This is a genomic window from Methylobacterium sp. Gmos1 (assembly GCF_053764715.1).
Genome location: NZ_JBSNCC010000003.1, coordinates 39,384 through 54,740, shown reverse-complemented (window position 1 = coordinate 54,740; position 15,357 = coordinate 39,384). Strand labels below are relative to the sequence as shown.

Sequence of the window (15,357 nt, the reverse complement as noted above, 5' to 3'; positions counted from 1 at the left end):
GCGTTTCGGCCCGCGCGGCTCCCGGCTACGATCGTGCCGGTCCTCGATCCCGGAGTTCCCCATGCCCCGGAATGACCCGCGGCGCGACGCGTTCGTCGATCTCGACGGCTACGATCGCCTCTGCGCGGCGGCTGAGGAGGGCGAGCGGCTCGAATATCTCGACGGCGAGGTCGTCCGCCTAGTGGTCGGCGGCTCGACGCCCTGATCGCGCAACGCCTCCCGCCCGGCGGTCCCTGCGCGTCGTTCCGCGAGACGATGCGGCTCGAAGCCGGAACCGCGCGATTCTACCCGGACGTCTTCGTCTCGTGCGGCGACGGCATCGCGCCCGATCCGGACACGAAGGGCGTGGCCGGCGCGAGCGTGATCCTGGAGGTCCTGTCCCCCTCGACCGAGCGCTACGACCGCGGCCGGAAGTGGCTCGTCTACCAGGGCCTGCCCGATCTGCGCCACTTCGTCCTCGTCGCCCAGGACCAGCGCCGGATCGAGGCGTACCATCGCGAGGGCGCCGGCTGGCGCTACGAGCTGCTCCAGGCACCCGACGCCATTCTCCACGTCGCGGCGGTCGCGATCGAGCTGCGGCTCGACGAGATCTACGCGGCCGTCCCGACGCTCGCGGCCACGGGCGACGACCGCCCCCCGCGTGCCGTCTTCGGGCCGGCCGAGGTCGCGCGCATCGCCGGCCTGAAGGGCCTCGCAGTCTCCCCCGCCATCGAGGCTTGTCTCGCCGCGCTCGACGCCGAGGAATGCGCGGCGGCGGTCGCCGTGCTCGTCGGCATGGCGGTGCCGCAGACCGATGAGCCGTGGCGGGCGGTCGTGCCGGAGAGGCTGCATCGGGAGTTGGAGGCGGCCCTGCACGGCGGGCGGTGACGACGATCCGGCCGTGCACCTCCCTGACCAATAGGCCGCAGCATTCACCAATAGAGACCGGAGCCGTTTCGGTTTTTTTGTGCTGAGATCTCGGGTATAGAGACTGCAACGAGCACTGAAGCCCGCGACCTCACTTGGGCAAGCTTCTCCTCCGACCGATCCCGGGCGGCGCTCCGCGTCGCGTCCGGGCCGGATGCCCGCGGCCGACGTCCCCGCACCCGATCGAGCCGGCCCGAAGCCCGGCGCGGGACGAAGTCCCGCACGAGGAGACTCTCCATGGACATCCGCAAATGCGCCGCCGAGGCGATCGGCACCTTCTGGCTCACCTTCGCCGGCTGCGGCAGCGCCGTCGTCGCGGCAGCGTTCCCCCAGGTCGGCATCGGCCTGCTCGGGGTCTCGGTCGCCTTCGGCCTCACCGTCGTCACCATGGCCTACGCCGTCGGCCATATCTCGGGCTGCCACCTCAATCCGGCGGTGACGATCGGGCTCGCCGCGGGGCGGCGCTTCCCGGGCCGGGACATCGCACCCTACATCGTGTCGCAGCTCGCCGGCGGCGTCGCGGCGGCGGGGCTCCTCTTCGTGATCGCCTCCGGCGCGCCGGGCTTCGACCTCGCCAAGGGCTTCGCGGCGAACGGCTATGGCGAGCACTCGCCCGGGCAGTACTCCCTCGTCGCGTGCTTCCTCGCCGAGGTGGTGCTGACGATGATGTTCCTGTTCGTGATCATGGGGGCGACGCACGGCAAGGCGCCGGTCGGCTTCGCGCCGCTGGCGATCGGGCTCTGCCTCACCCTCGTCCACCTCGTCGGCATCCCGATCACCAACCTGTCGGTCAATCCGGCCCGCTCGACCGGCCCGGCGCTCGTCGCCGGGGGCTGGGCCCTGGCGCAGCTCTGGCTGTTCTGGGTCGCGCCGATCATCGGCGGGGCGCTCGGCGGCGTCCTGTACCGCTGGCTGAGCGAGGAACCCGCGGCGCAGGTCACCGGCCTGCCGAGCGCCGCTGCGACGCCTTGATGCGACCGGATGCCGGATGACCGCGCCCGGGCTCAGTGCACCTCACAAAAATCCCGGTCCCCAGTGTTGCTCGATGTGGCGGCGCCAGCGCAGCGGGAGTTTTGTGAGAGCCACTCAGCCGGCCGGGACCTCGTCGAGGCGCCCGGCCGGGTCGTGCGGTTCGAGGCCGCGCCGGTCGCGGGCGTCGCCCACGACCCGGCCGGGCACGCCGATCACCAGGGCGAAGTCCGGCACGTCGCCGCCGACGACGGCGCCGGCGCCGACCATCGCGCCCCGGCCGATCGCGACGCCGGGCAGCACCGTGGCGCGGGAGCCTAGCGACGCGCCGGGCCCGATCCGGGTTGGCCTGGCGCCGGCGCCATCGCCGATCACCACCCCATGCCCGACGAACACGCCCTCGCCGAGCTCGACCGCGGGGCCGAGCACGCTGTGCGAGGAGACCTTGCAGCGCGGGCCGATGCGGCTGCCCGGGCGGATCTGCACGAAAGGACCGATCCGGGCGCCGGCGCCGATGCGGCAGCCGGCGAGATCGACGAGGTCCGGATGCGTGATGCTGGCGCCCTCCTCGAGGGCCACGTCGGTGATCGGCATGCGGGCGAGCTCCTGTCCGTCGGGTCGCAAAAATCGTCGGCTCGCAACAATCGTCGGCCGAGAGGGTCGTCGAGCCGCGGCTCGTCCCGGAGCCTAGGCCGCGGGCGCACCGCCCGGCAGCACCGGCTTTGGGGGCGGCGGGCGCGGTCCGCCTCGACCGGCCGGGTCAGGTGGCCCAGGCCGCTCCTCCACCCTTGGCTACGGTGCCCCCACCGGACGGAGGAGGCGGGGGCGGCCTGGTCGGACCGAAGGGGGAGGGGGTGGACCATCGGCGAAGTCCCGCCTCCGCCGCCCGGGCCCCGTCGCGCTGCACCTACGCCGTTCCGCGGCGTTCCGGCCCGGTGCGTGCCGGACGTACACCTCCGGGGGTCACGGGCGGATCCTCGGGGTCGAGCGATCCCGGGCGCCCGCCCGCGGCGGCCACCAGCGCCCGCGGGGGAGCCGCCGATCCCGGATCCCCCGCCGCGGTCGAGCCGAAGAGAGCGCGATCTTGCTGAACAACCCGATCTGGACCGACCCGTCCCTCGCCCCCCACCTCCGGGACGACCCGCCGGAGACGCGCACCCTGGAGGTTCGCGACATCCTCGCCTTCCTGCGTCGCCGCCGCGCCCGCATCCTCGCCTGTGCCCTCGCGGGGGCGGCGCTCGGCGCCCTCTACGCGCTGGCTTCGACCCCCGTCTACACCGCGCGAGCGCAGCTGGTGATCGATTCGAAGATGCCGCCGCTCTTTTCCGAGCCCGGCGGCGAATCGCGCTTTGCCATCGATACCGGCCAGATGGCCAACCAGGTGGCGATCCTGCGCTCCGAGAAGGTCGCCCGGATGGTGATCGACAAGCTCGGGCTGCGCAGAGACCCGGAATTCGCCGGCACGCGCCTCCGCCTCCCGGCCTGGGCCGCGGGCGTGCAGGCGTGCGCGGCCGCCCTGTTCGAGGGTGCCCGCGCGGCGTTCAGGGGCGCGACCGGGCGTGCGGAGGCCGAGGCCGATAGCGGCCTCGAGGCGGAACGGCGCCTCTTCGACACCTTCGCGGCCAGGCTCGACGTGCGCCGCGCCGGCCTCGCCTACGCCCTCGACATCGCCTTCGTGGCCCGCGATCCGCAGAAGGCGGCCGACATCGTCAACGCGGTGGTCGAGCAGTTCCAGCGCGAGAAGATGGAGGCCCGGATCGAGGCCTCGCGCTTCGCCACCGACTGGCTCAACGAGCGCGTCGACCGGTTCCGGAGCCAGATGAACACGGCGATCCGCGCCGTGCAGGAATTCCGTGCCACCCACAATTACCGCATCCGGCGCGGCCGGCGCGACGAGGCCGACGGCCCGGTGGCGAGCGCCGGCCCGCAGGTCGTGCCCCGGGCGCCGGTCGACGACGAGCCCGGCACGCTGGAGGAACTCGAATCCGCCGCCGAGACCTCGCGCAAGGTCTACGAGAGCCTGCTGGTGGTGCTCGCCGAGGCGGTGCAGCGCCAGAGCGCCCCGGTGGCGGATTCCCGGGTCATCACCCCGGCGACCCGGCCGCTGTTCCGCTCCAACCCCGGATTGCGCCTGACGATGCCGGCCGGCGCCGTGGCGGGGGCCGGGCTCTTCGTGATGGTCGGGGTCGCGGGCCTGCTCCTCGACGGCCGCGCCCGCTCCCGGCGCCAGGTCCGGGCCGCGACAGGGCGGGACTGCCTCGGCTGGATTCCGGCCAGGCCCGCCGGCCGGCCAGGGCTGCGCCGCCTGACCGACGAGGCGCGGCTGCGCGCCGGGCTGGCGGAGGGCCTGCAATGGACGCGGCTCTCCCTGACCTCGGCGAGCCACGCCGTGCCGCTGCGCACGATCGGGCTCACGGCAGCGGGGCGGACCTGCGGCCGCACCAAGGCGCTCGCGGCGATCGAGCTCGCCCGGCTCTATACCGCCGCGGGCGCGCGCGCGCTCGTGATCGACGCCGACCCCGCCGATCCGGTGTCGGGCGGTTCTTGGGCGGGCGAGGACATCGCCGCCTCCCTGTGCGGCTCCGGCACCCGGGCCTGCGAGAGCTGGCGCGCCCACGTCGCGGCGCTCGCCGAGAGTTGCGACGTGCTGACCCTGGCGCACGAGGCGCTGCCATCGCCGCACTGGCTCGGCTCGCCCGCCATGGAGGCGCTGCTCACCAGCCTGTGCGACGCCTACGACGTGGTGATCGTCGATCTGCCGCCGGTCGGCCGGTCCGCCGCCACCGCGGCGCTGGCGCCGCTCCTCGACGGCGTGGTGCTGATGACCGAGTGGGGCCGCACCCCGTTGCGGACCCTGACCGAGGCCTGCGAGGCGCTGGAGCACGCCCGCGCCCGGATCCTCGGCACGATCACCACCGAGGTCGATCGGACCGCCATCGACGGGTGATCCCACGGCACGAAAAAGCGCCTATCGCCCGTCAGTCAGGCATATCGTGCATGGTTGGCGGGCATATTGGCAAGATGACGCCAGTTGCATGTACGGCGCGCATATCGCAACTGCGAGATCAACGATTGCTGCGTCGCAGCATCGGCGGCATAGTCAGGGACAGGAACCACAGAGTTCCACCCCACCTCTCACTTCGGAGCCGAACCCATGGCCTCCTCCCCGTCGATCGCCGCGACCCGTTCCGCCGTCCAGGCCTCCACCAAGCCGGGCCTGTTCGCCAAGATGATGCGCCTCTGGGCCGAGCATAACCGCCGCGTCGCCGAGTTCGGGATCCTGCCGTTCTGAGGCGGGCGGTCCGGGAGACGTGCCGATAATCCGGCCGCTCTCCTCAGACCAAACTCGACACCCAACACACCCTCGGCGTCATCCCGGGGCCGCGACAGCGGAGCCCGGGATCCAGAACCGCGGAGGGTGCGGAATCGGGCGAGGCGCTGTGAGAGTCCTTCTGGAAAGACCTGCGTATTGAATTCCGGGCTCCGCTGCGCGGCCCCGGAATGATCCTGCGAAGCGGCAACGCAGTGTCGCTGCCCCTCACGCCGGACCGCTCACCTCCGGCTCCCGGGCGCGCCGCCCTGTGATGCGCGCGACCATCGGCTCGGCCAGCGCGTGGTAGAGCCCCTCCGGGCAGACGAGCTTCGAGGCTCCGTCGGCGATCAGCGCCGCGACCATCAGGGGAATCACCAGGGCGTGGTTCTCGGTCATCTCCGCGACGATCACGAACGAGGTGATCGGCGCCTGGAGCACGCCGGTGAGATAAGCCACCATCCCGACCAGCACCACGGCCCCGACCGGCACGTCCGCGAACAGGCCGGCGATCTCGGCACCCAATCCTGCACCAACGGCGAGGGACGGGGCGAACAGGCCGCCCGGGATGCCGCTGATCGACGACAGCGTGGTCGCGACGAATTTCAGCGGGCCGAACAGGGCGTGGGTCTCTGCGGTGCCGTGGAGCAGCGCCTTCGCCTCCTCGTAGCCGGTGCCGTAGACGTGGCCGTCGGTGGCGAGCCCGCACAGGGCGACGCCGAGGCCGCAGAGGCCCGCGAACACCACCGGCCGCCCCGAGACGAACCGCCCGGCAAGGCCCGGGAGCCCGCGCGAGACCGCGATGACGATGCGGCTGAACAGCCCGCCGGCGAGCCCGCCGAGGACCCCGCAGAGCGGCACCACGGCCCAGGCCCGCAGCGGCAGGGTGTCGGCGGTGGTGCCGAAATAGGTGTAGTTGCCGACGAGCGCGAGCGAGGTCAGGCCCGCCGCGATGATCGCCCCGAGGATCAGGCTCGAGGTCTTGGCCTCGTAGGAGCGGCTGAGCTCCTCGATGCCGAACACGATGCCGGCGAGCGGCGTATTGAAGGCCGCCGCCACCCCGGCCGCGCCCCCGGCAAGCAGCAGGCCGCGCTGGCGCTCCGGCGCGAACCGCCCGGCCGCCGCCATCAGGGCGGCGCCGACCTGCACCGTCGGCCCCTCGCGCCCGGCCGAGGCGCCGCAGAACAGGCCCAGGCTCATCACCACCACCTTGCCGAAGGCGGTGCGCAGGGAGACCAGCGGGTGGCGCAACGCGGCGTCCTCGATGTCGCGGGCGGCGATGACCTGCGGGATGCCGCTGCCCTGCGAGTTCGGAAACACCGTGCGGGCGAGCAGTGCCGCGACCGCAAAGCCCAGGGGCGTGAGGACCAGCGCGATCAGCGGCGAGATCCCGAGCACGGCCCGGAAACCCGCTTGCGCCGCATCGGCCAGATACGCCATCAGGACCGCCGCCGCCCCGACCGCGATGCCCCCGATCACGAACAGCCCGCGCCTGATCCAGATCCCGGCGACATCCCGCGACCCGGACAGCCGCCCCCGCAAACCCCGCACGCGCCGCAACTCCCGTCACTCGACCTCGACGGCCACCTTGGACGAAACCCTCGGGAATGCGAAGCTCGGGCCGCGAGAACGGACGGGAGGACGCGGCATGCGAGTGCTGGTGGTGGGAGCCGGCGCGACCGGCGGATATTTCGGGGCGCGGCTCGCGGAAGCCGGGCGCGACGTGACCTTCCTGGTCCGGCCGGCCCGGGCGGCGCGGCTGGCGGAGAGCGGCCTGTCGGTGCGAAGCCCGCTCGGCGACTTCCGCATCGAGCGGCCGGCCACCGTGACGGCGGGCGTGATCCGCGACCCCTTCGACCTCGTGCTCCTCAGCTGCAAGGCCTACGACCTCGCCAGCGCCCTCGACGACGTCGCCCCGGCGGTCGGGCCCGGCACGATGGTGCTGCCGATCCTCAACGGCATGGCCCATCTCGACGCCCTCGACGCGCGCTTCGGGGCCGAGCGGGTGCTCGGCGGCTCCTGCGCCATCGCGGCGACGCTCTCGCCGGAGGGCGAGATCGTGCAGATGAGCGACCTGCACGCGTTCACCTTCGGCGAGCGCGACGGGTCGCGCTCGGAGCGCATCCTGCGCGCTGCGAGCGTCCTCGAGGGGGCGGGCTTCTCGGCGCGCCTGAGCGAGCGGGTCCTGCTCGAGATGTGGGAGAAGTGGGTCTTCCTCGCGACGCTCGCCTGCGGCACCTGCCTGATGCGCGCCCCCGTCGGCGACATCGTGGCCGCGCCCGGCGGGCGCGAGGTGATGCTCGGCCTCCTCGACGAGTGCCGCGGCATCGCGGCCGGGGCCGGCCACGCGCCGCGGGAGAAGTTCCTGGAGACCAGCCGCGGCACCCTGACGGCGGAGGGCTCCCGCTTCACCGCCTCGATGCTGCGCGACATCGAGCGGGGCGCCCGGATCGAGGCCGACCACATCGTCGGCGACCTTCTCGCCCGGGGCCGGGCGGCCCGTCCGGACGGCGCCTGGCCGCACCTTTCTGCCGCCTACACCCACCTCAAGGCCTACGAGAGCCGGCGGGCGCGGGAGCAGGGCTGAGCGCCGGAACGACGATCGGGGGAGGGCGGTCGAACCGTCCTCCCCCGATGATCGCGCTCCGATCAGTGCCCCCGGACGACCGTCCGGGGGCGAAGCGGCCGCGCTTACTGCGACAGGAAGGTCTGGTTTCCTCCGCCGTGGCAGGTCCAGACCGCCGTCGCCGCGCCGGCCTGGGTCGAGGCTCCCCAGACGTCGAGGCAGAGATTGGCGTTGACCGAGACCAGGGCGTTGCCGGCGCCTTGCGGCCGCGACGTCCAGGCCTGGTTGTTCCCGCCGTGGCAGGTCCACTGGTAGACCTGCGTGCCGGGGGCGGGCGCCGCCACGAGCGACATGTCGAGGCACTTGCCCGACGCCTTGTTGACGTAGGCGAGGCCGCCGTTGCTGGGAGTGCTCGTCCAGGTCTGCTCGGCCGAGCCGTTGCAGGCCTGCTGCGTGACGGCGCCGCCGTCCCGGGCGTCGCCCGGCGTGGTCGACAGGCACATCCCCGAATGCGCCGCCTTCAGGACCGAGCCCGTCGGGGTCAGGCCGGAGGCCGGGCAGAACGAGGCGTCCTGGTTGTAGGTGGCACCGCCATCCGGCTGGGCGATGTAGAAGCTGAAGTTCTGGTGCCGGAGGTAGTAGCCCGGCCAGTCGATCGATTCGTAGGACGTGCAGGTGCCGCTGCACCCGCAGGTGCCGGCGAGAGGCGCACGCGGGATGAAGGTCGCGCCGCGCCGGAACACGTCGCCGCCGTCGTTGCCCTGCTGGAAGATCTGGAAGTTCTGGTGGCGCAGGTACTGGCTCGCGTTGGTGCTGGCCTGGAACGACACGCCCTGGCCGGCGAGGCCCGGCACCAGCCGGAACGTCGCCTGCTGGCGGTCGCTCGCGTTGGCCGGCACGATCAGGCGGGCGGTGCCGCCGACATTGGTGAGGTAGCTCGTGGTGTAGTTGCTCGCCTGCAGGCTCACGACCGTGCCGGTGGCGACGGTGGTGCCGGTGCCGCCCCCGGTCGCGCCGCCCGTGCCGCCCCCCGCGGTCCCGCCCGTGCCGGTGCCGGTGCCGGCCTGACCGCCCGTGCCGGCGGGGATCGCCGGGGCCGCCACCTGGCTCGGCGCCGCGACGCCGGCGCCGAGCGCGATGATCACGCCCGGCGAGGGCACGCCCTTCTGGTCGACCGCGACCACCTGGTAGTAGCCGGGGGGTGCGACATTGGCCGAGCCCGGAGCCTGCATCGTCACGGCGGTGCCGGTCTGGCTGAAGGCCGCCACGTAGCGGCGCTGGCCCGAGTTGAAGCTGTGGGTGACCGTGCTCAGGCCCACCAGCACGACCTGCGACAGGCCGTTCTGGGAGGTGAGCTCGAATTGCAGCGACTGGCCGTGCCGGAGCTGCGCGGTCGAGAGGCTGACGATCTGCGGCCGCGGGGCGAGCACCGTCTTCCCGTTCACGGTGGCGAACAGGTAGGGCGGGTAGAACACCTCGGCGTTCTGGTTGTTGACCGGGCCCGGCGCGCCGCCGCCGGCGAGCAGGAGCGCACCGTTCTGCATCAGGATCGCGGTCGAGTGGTAGCCGCGATAGACCCCGCCCGAGGCGCCGACCGACCAGCGGCCGGTCTTCGGGTCCCAGATCTCCGATTGCAGGACGGTGTTGTCGCCGGCCTGGTCGTTGAACTTGCTGCCGCCGGTCACCGCGACCTGGCCCGTGGGCAGCACCGTGGCGTTGGCCCAGGCCCGGCCGAAGTTCATCGGGCTGGTGTCGCTCACCGCCGGGGTGCCGCCGTTGATGTCGATGATCGAGGCGCGGCTGCTCGACAGGAAGCCGTTTCCGTTGTCGTAGCTGTTGCCGCCGACCTGGAGGATCTTGCCGGTGTCGTACATCACCGCGGTCGAGACCGGGCCGACATTCGGCGCATCGGTGGCGGAGGAGGCCTGGCGCTGCGGTTCCTTGAAGTTCATCGCCGTGACCGCGCCGTTGCCCGACGGGTCGAGTAACCACATCTTCTCGGCGCTGATGCCGAACACCTTGCCGTTCGGCGCGATCCAGGCACGGGGGTACCACCACCTGTTGTTGTCGGGGCCGAACGCGTCGCGGCTTTTGGCGCCGAACAGGCTCTTCCACTGGGTGCCGTCGTAGATCTCCGGGGTCATCCCGGTCATGTAGCCCTTGTCGATGCTGCCCTGGGGATCGGCGTATCCGCCGAGATAGGGGTAGGAGCCGCCCATGATGATCTGCTGGCCGTTCGGCAGCGTCAGCATGGTCGAGTAGTAGCGGTCGTTGGCGAGCCGGGCGGAAAGCGCGCCCACGCCGGTGCCGGTGTTGTTGAGGACGACGCTGCCCTTGTCGTTGCCGTTGTCGAAGATGCCGCCCGCGATCAGGAGCGAGCCGTCGGGCCGGAAGGCCTGCGCGGCGCAGAAGCTGTTGACGCCGGTCACGCCCTGGAGCGTGACGTGGCCGCCGGCAAAGCCCTTCGTCGGGTCCCAGATGTCGAAGGTGCGACCGTCCTGGGTGCCCGGGTTGCCGCCCGGCGTGCCGAAGGACGCGATCTTGCCGCTCGGCAGCAGGCTGAGGGTGATGGCGTTCATCGGCCAGCCCTGCACGCCGGACCACAGGCCCGTCGCCGGCGCGTTGTCGGGCAGCGGCAGGCCGGCCATCATCGGGTCGACGACCTGGTTGACCACGATGCCGAACTGCGCGGCCTGCGCCGGTGCGAGGAGACCGGTCGCCAGCACCGTGGCGGAGAGGAGGGCGGCGTGGCGCAGGCGCTTCCGGCGCCGGCCCGCGGCGTGTGTCGCATCGATCATGGGGAAAGCTTTCGCTGGAAGGTCAGAGCGTGTGGTGCGCGCGGCCGCGCACCGAGTCAGGGAGCGTCCCACCCGGTACGGTTCCGGTCACGCGATCGAGGCCGGGATGACCCCCGAGGAATGGGGTGGCCGCAGGGGCCGCGATGATCCTCACTGCATGCCGCATACCGCGATATCTCACCCCGTCATTCGGTTGTCCCAGTGCCGACCCTGATCGATGGGCGTTTACATCCGGTAATCGGTAGGGGATAACGAATCATGACCAGCATTCCCCAGCGACCATGACGACCGGGCCAAATGCGGCCGCCAAGCGAATACTGAGTGAACGGAGGTGAGTCTTAACGAGAGGTCGATATTTCCGTTAGAAGAGACGGAGATCGGGCAGACAACGGATGCGGATCGGATCGCCGAAGACCTGGCCGTGATCCTGCCGATCTCGGGGCGCGGGCCGCCTGGGGAAGGAGCCGACGCCCTCGGTGCGGCGCTCGATCTCGCCGTCGAGGCGAACGAGCGGGTCGGTCGCGTACAGCCTGGCCCGGTGGACATTCGGGAAGCCCATGTGGACCCGCACGTCCGTCTCCGCCATTCAAGCATGCAGGCGATGAGCTCGAACCGCGCAGCGCTCGAGGCTGCAGCAGCGGAAGGGGTCAGCTCGAACGACGCCGCCCTGGATGGCGCCGTCTCGGGCCTTCGAACACAGCCACGCTCACCGCCGGCCGGGTCGAGCGCGGGGACATCCCGGCCCCGCGTCGACAGGCATGATTCGCATAAGGTATGTTATGGAACTTTAACGCTGTCCGGATACGCCGCCTGACAGCCGGTGCCACAGCCTCACCCCGCCCGCCGCCGCCCGCCCGGCCCGGTGACCCGGCGCAGGATCTGGCCGAGCTGCTCGGCCGAGTACGGCTTGTGCAGGAGCTCGAAGCCGTGGGCGTCGTCCTGGGCGAGCACGTGGCTGTAGCCGGAGGCGAGCACCACCGGCAGGCGCGGCAGGCGCCGGCGCAGCTCGTGGGCGAGCGCGAGGCCGCCCATGCCGGGCATCACCACGTCGGAGAACACCACGTCGAATCCCGCCCCGTCGGTCCCGAGCCGGTCGAGCGCCTCCTCGGCGTTGGTCGCCCAGGTGGTGCGGTAGCCGAGATCCTGCAGGATCTGGGTGCAGAAGCGGCCGACCTCGATGTTGTCCTCGACGACGAGCACGTTCTCGCCGGCGCCGATCGGCGAGGCCGAGGCGTCGGCGGCACTCCGATCGTCGAACGCGGCCGTTGCCGGCGCTTCGGGCAGGTAGAGGGTGAAGGTGGCGCCGTGCCCCGCGCGGCTCGTCACGTCGACGTCGCCGCCGGACTGCTTGGCGAAGCCGAAGACCTGGCTCAACCCCAAGCCCGTGCCCCGGCCGACCTCCTTGGTGGTGAAGAACGGCTCGAAGATCCGCCCGATGAGGTCCGGCGGCACGCCCGGGCCGGTATCGGTCAGCGCGATCGCCGCGAAGGCGTTCTGCGAGCCGGCATGGCCGCGGATCGGCGGCATCGGGACGCCGCCGGTGAGGCTCAGGGTCAGCGTGCCCTCGGCCTCCATGGCGTCGCGGGCGTTGACCGCCATGTTGATGAGCGCCGTCTCGAACTGGCTCAGGTCCGCGCGCACGAAGCACGGCTCGTCGGGCACCGCCACCACCACCCGCACGCGGGCGCCCGTGACGGTGTCGAGCATGTCGGCCACGCCCCGCACCTTGTCGCCGACGTCGAACACCGCCGGCGACAGGGCCTGGCGGCGGGCGAAGGCGAGGAGCTGCCCGGTGAGCTTGGCGGCCCGGTCGACCGTGTCGGAGACCGCGTCGAGGTAGCGGCGCTTGCGCGCCTCCGGCAGCTCGGGACGGCGCAGGAAATCCACCGACGAGCGGATGATGGTCAGGAGGTTGTTGAAGTCGTGCGCGACGCCGCCCGTCAGCTGGCCCACCGCCTCCATCTTCTGCGACTGGCGCAGCGCCTCCTCGGCCTGGGCGAGCGCGGCGGCCTGGGCCTTGATCGCGGTGACGTCGCGCACCGTGGCGTAGATGCGCCCGTCCCGCGGCACGGCGTTCCAGGACAGCCAGCGGTGCGAGCCGTCCCGGTGCCGGTAGCGGTTCTCGAAGGTCGGCAGGGTCTCGCCCCGCACTAGGCCCGCCGCCGCCGCGAGCGTCGCGGGCCTGTCGTCCGGATGCACGAAATCGAGGAACGGGCGGGCCAGGAGCTCGGCCTCGCTCCAGCCCAGGAGCGCGGTCCAGGCCGGGTTGAGGCTGGCGAAATGGCCGTCGAGGGTGGCGACGCAGAACAGGTCGGTCGAGGCCTGCCAGATCCGGTCGCGCTCGGCGGTGCGGTGGGCGACCTCCTGCTCCAGCGAGGCGTTGAGCACCCGCAGCGCCTCCTCCATGCGCTTGCGGTCCGAGATGTCGCTGAAGAACACCGCGACCCTGGCGAGGCCCGGGTCGCCGACCCGCAGGGCCCGCACGTCGAACCAGCGTCCGAACACGTCGGCCTGTTGCTCGAAATGGACCGGCTCGCCGGTCAGCGCGACGCGGCCATAGGTGTCGAACCAGTGCCGCTCCAGGTCGGGGGCGAACTCGCTCACCCACAACCCCGCGACGTCGGCCCCGGTCTGGCGGGCGAAGGCGGGGTTGGCCTCGGCGATCCGGTAATCGACCGCGCGGCCCCCCTCGTCGAACTTCAGCTCCAGGATGCAGAACCCGACGTCGATGCTCTCAAGCAGGGTGCGGTAGCGGTCCTCGCTGTCGCGCAGCGCCGCCTGCGAGCGGACCTGCTCGGTGACGTCGTAGCCGCCGACGAAGATGCCGGTGACCGCGCCGGACCCGTCCCGTATCGGCTGGTACAGGAGGTCGATGGCGCGCTCGCCCTCGTCGCCGGAGAGCAGGATCGGCATCGCGCGGGCCGCGAAGGGCCGGCCGGTGCGGTAGACCGTGTCGAGGAGTTCGTAGAAGCCCTGCCCGGCGAGTTCGGGAAACACCTCGCGCACGGTGCGGCCGACGAAATCGCGCGCGCCCGCAATCGTCACGTAGGCATCGTTGACGTAGTCGAAGACGTGGGCGGGCCCGCGCAGCACCGCGACGAAACCCGGCATCTGCTGGAAGATCTGCTCGCGCCGCTCCTGCGCCTCCTGCAAGGCCAGTGTTTCCTGCGAGGAGACGGCCGCCCGGCCGGTCCGGTGGTGCAGCACCGCCTCGACCGCGCCGGCGGCGCCGCGCACCGGGACGTGGGTGACGCTCCAGGCGCTCCCGTCCGGCACCACCGTGTCGGGCCGGCCGGTCGCGACCGCGCGGGCGAGCGAGGCTTGCAGCGGCGCGCCCTCGCCCGGGCACACCTCCCCGAGTTGACGGCCGACGAGGTCGTCGGCGCCGTCGCGGCTTTCCCGGCGATAAGCTTCGTTCGCCGCCACGACGCGGCCCTGCGGGTCGAGGACCAGGTAGGGATGGGGCGCTGCCTCGAAGAGGCTCCGGTAATCCGGCACCGGCGCGCTCATGCGGCGGGTCGGGCGACGGGCGACGCGGACCTGCCGCGGAAGGCGCCGGGTGCGGAGGGGTGGCGCGGCGGAGGCGTGCGGGGAATCATTGTCTCCTATCCTATCACGCGCGCGGCGACCTGTCGCCGGATCGTGCGGACGATGGGACGGCCGCGGATCCGGGGAAGAGCGTCCGAGGGCGCGCGGGGTTCCTGTGGGGCAGAAGGACCCGAGCGCCGGGGATGCGGGCTCTCGGCCGCGCGCGAGGCCTTGATCTCGGCGGCTTTTGCGTGTTCGGCATCCGCCATCCCTGTGTCAGCCCCCTCGCCGCCCCGGTCCGCATGCTCCTCAAAGGCTCGTCTCCCGCGAAGGTCCTGGTGGCGAGCACGAGCCCGGACGCGGTGAACCACAACGCCCCGATCCGCGCCGCCCTGCGCGACGGCTTCGCGGACCTGCTCGGCGCGGGCGCCGTGCGGGCAAGCCCGCTGGAACTCGTCGGAGAGGCGGTCGCGGATTTCCGCCCGAGCCTCGTCGTGGCTCTGGGCAGCGTCGCGGTCGATGCCGCCGACTTGCGGGGGCTGGCGCGCAGCGTCCGGCGGGCGGGCGCCCGCCTCGCCCTCTGGCTCCACGACGACCCCTACGAGTTCGACTACGCGGCCAAGGCCGAGGCCCTGGCCGACCACATCTTCACCAACGACCGCTGGGCCCTGCCCCATTACCGGCACGCTCGCGTCTCGCACCTGCCGCTCGCCGCCTGCCGCCGGACCCATGACCGGCCGGTGCGGCCGATGGCCGAGCGCAGCCTCGACCTGTTCTTCTGCGGCGCCGCCTTTCCGAACCGGATCGCGCTCCTGGAGCGGGCGCAAGCGAGCCTCGCCGGGTTCCGGGTCGAGGTGCGCGGCGCGGGCTGGCCGGCCGCCCTGCCCTTCGCCGAGAACACTCGCCTGAGCCCCGCCGCGATGGCCGACCGGGCGAGCGCGGCGCGCCTCACCCTGGCGGTCGGGCGCGACCTCGACATCGCCAACCGGCGGTTCCAGCTGCCGGCCTCGACGCCGGGGCCGCGGGTCTTCGAGGCGGCGCTCGCCGGCGCGCCGCAGCTGTGCTTTGCCGCCGGACTCGAGATCCTCGACTACTTCGAGGAGGGCCGCGAGATCCTGCTCTTCGACGACGCCGAGGAGATCGCCGAGGCCATCGCCCGCTCCCACCGCGAGCCTGCCGCCTTCGAGGCGATGGCCGGGCGCGCCCGCGCCCGCGCGCTCGCCGCCCACACCTACCGCCACCGGGCCGAGACGATCCTGTCGGTGATGGCCGCGTGACCG

At 72.5% G+C, this 15,357-nt stretch carries 11 protein-coding genes and 1 pseudogene; 7 read left to right on the top strand and 5 right to left on the bottom strand.

The features are described from left to right. Positions 1 to 61 precede the first annotated feature (61 nt). The 3 genes from ACS5PV_RS06325 (at position 62) to aqpZ (ending at position 1,878) form a co-directional block, all read left to right on the top strand. Entirely contained in the window at positions 62 to 205 is a 144-nt protein-coding gene (locus ACS5PV_RS06325; RefSeq protein ID WP_455394503.1) for a hypothetical protein, read from the top strand. Next, a complete protein-coding gene (locus ACS5PV_RS06320; protein WP_455394998.1) occupies positions 154 to 867 on the top strand; it encodes a Uma2 family endonuclease in 714 nt (237 codons plus the stop codon). The genes ACS5PV_RS06325 and ACS5PV_RS06320 overlap by 52 nt, the downstream gene beginning before the upstream one ends. Positions 868 to 1,143: 276 nt before the next feature. Further along, entirely contained in the window at positions 1,144 to 1,878 is a 735-nt protein-coding gene (gene aqpZ, locus ACS5PV_RS06315; protein WP_455394502.1) for an aquaporin Z, read from the top strand. A 114-nt stretch (positions 1,879 to 1,992) separates the two neighbouring features. On the opposite strand, the gene ACS5PV_RS06310 is transcribed toward aqpZ, so the two are convergent. Further along, positions 1,993 to 2,469, bottom strand: coding sequence for an acyltransferase (locus ACS5PV_RS06310; RefSeq protein WP_455394501.1), 477 nt, complete (start codon positions 2,467 to 2,469; stop codon positions 1,993 to 1,995). Positions 2,470 to 2,959: 490 nt separating this feature from the next. Here ACS5PV_RS06310 and ACS5PV_RS06305 point away from each other — a divergent pair, with 490 nt between their 5' ends. Next, complete coding sequence (locus ACS5PV_RS06305; protein ID WP_455394500.1) at positions 2,960 to 4,822, top strand: GumC family protein; 1,863 nt, start codon at positions 2,960 to 2,962, stop codon at positions 4,820 to 4,822. Between the two features lie 207 nt (positions 4,823 to 5,029). Next, positions 5,030 to 5,167, top strand: a complete 138-nt coding sequence (locus tag ACS5PV_RS06300; protein WP_455394499.1) for a hypothetical protein — start codon at positions 5,030 to 5,032, stop codon at positions 5,165 to 5,167. A gap of 246 nt (positions 5,168 to 5,413) precedes the next feature. Here ACS5PV_RS06300 and ACS5PV_RS06295 read toward each other — a convergent pair whose 3' ends face one another. Continuing rightward, on the bottom strand, positions 5,414 to 6,736 hold the full coding sequence (locus tag ACS5PV_RS06295; protein WP_455394498.1) for a chloride channel protein: 1,323 nt from the start codon (positions 6,734 to 6,736) through the stop codon (positions 5,414 to 5,416). Between the two features lie 97 nt (positions 6,737 to 6,833). Here ACS5PV_RS06295 and panE point away from each other — a divergent pair, with 97 nt between their 5' ends. Then, a complete protein-coding gene (gene panE / locus ACS5PV_RS06290; protein WP_455394497.1) occupies positions 6,834 to 7,772 on the top strand; it encodes a 2-dehydropantoate 2-reductase in 939 nt (312 codons plus the stop codon). 104 nt (positions 7,773 to 7,876) lie between these two features. Here panE and ACS5PV_RS06285 read toward each other — a convergent pair whose 3' ends face one another. The 3 genes and pseudogenes from ACS5PV_RS06285 to ACS5PV_RS06275 all read right to left on the bottom strand — a co-directional run bounded on the left by ACS5PV_RS06285 (position 7,877) and on the right by ACS5PV_RS06275 (position 14,059). Further along, positions 7,877 to 10,549: an AbfB domain-containing protein gene (locus ACS5PV_RS06285; RefSeq protein WP_455394496.1), complete on the bottom strand. Its 2,673-nt coding sequence runs from the start codon at positions 10,547 to 10,549 to the stop codon at positions 7,877 to 7,879. Positions 10,550 to 11,003: 454 nt separating this feature from the next. Next, positions 11,004 to 11,132, bottom strand: a pseudogene (locus ACS5PV_RS06280) (IS256 family transposase); the annotation flags it as partial. Positions 11,133 to 11,380: 248 nt separating this feature from the next. Beyond that, positions 11,381 to 14,059: a PAS domain-containing protein gene (locus ACS5PV_RS06275; protein ID WP_455394495.1), complete on the bottom strand. Its 2,679-nt coding sequence runs from the start codon at positions 14,057 to 14,059 to the stop codon at positions 11,381 to 11,383. 221 nt (positions 14,060 to 14,280) lie between these two features. Between ACS5PV_RS06275 and ACS5PV_RS06270 the strand changes: the two genes are divergently transcribed. Next, the gene (locus tag ACS5PV_RS06270) at positions 14,281 to 15,354 is read left to right on the top strand and encodes a CgeB family protein (protein WP_455394494.1); all 1,074 of its coding nucleotides are present in this window, start codon (positions 14,281 to 14,283) and stop codon (positions 15,352 to 15,354) included. Positions 15,355 to 15,357 lie beyond the last annotated feature (3 nt).